Consider the following 641-nt stretch of genomic DNA (forward strand, 5'->3'; position numbering starts at 1 on the left):
CCGGTGTCCGGTCATGGTCTAGTCGAGGAGCAGACCCGTTGACTTCTTCTGCTGGGAGTAGGACAAAGCGGTGGCCATCTCGTCCATGGACAACCGGACCCGCTCCAGCACCGCCGGATCGCAGAACTCACCATGGGCGTCCACCCGGGCGGGAGCCCCGGAGACCGTGACCGAGTCGACCAGAATGCTCCCCATCAGGGTCAGCGTGGGAATCAGCGCAAGATGACCGCGCATACCCCCCGCCTGCCCCGGTGACGAACTCATGAGAAGGGTCGGCTTCCCAGCGAGCCCCCCGGAACCCACCAGCCAGTCCATCGCGTTCTTGGTGGCCCCGGAGGGGCCGTGCGCGTACTCGGGGGCCGCGATGACCACACCCTCGGAACGGTCGGCACACGACCGGAACTCCGCGACGGTATCCGGCAGGTCCTCGTCGTTGTCCAGGTCGGGGTTGAACAAGGGAAGCTGACCGGCCAGGCCAGCACCGATCACGGAAATGTCGGGATTGCTCCGGTCGGCCAAGCGCAACAGCCCGGCGTTATAGGAATTCCGGCGCAGGCTACCGCAAATACCCAGTACCGTCCACATCGTCACACCCACACTCCAAAGCCGCTCATGCACAAAAAACCCGCACCCAGTTTACA

At 64.4% G+C, this 641-nt stretch carries 1 protein-coding gene; it reads right to left on the minus strand.

Annotated elements, in window-relative coordinates; genetic code table 11:
* Positions 1-18: 18 nt before the first annotated feature.
* Entirely contained in the window at positions 19-585 is a 567-nt protein-coding gene (locus tag AC0T5L_RS27155; RefSeq protein ID WP_476168340.1) for an NADPH-dependent FMN reductase, read from the minus strand.
* Between the last annotated feature and the right edge of the window lie 56 nt (positions 586-641).

The sequence above is a fragment of the Nocardiopsis sp. TRM 82005 genome (assembly GCF_056312425.1).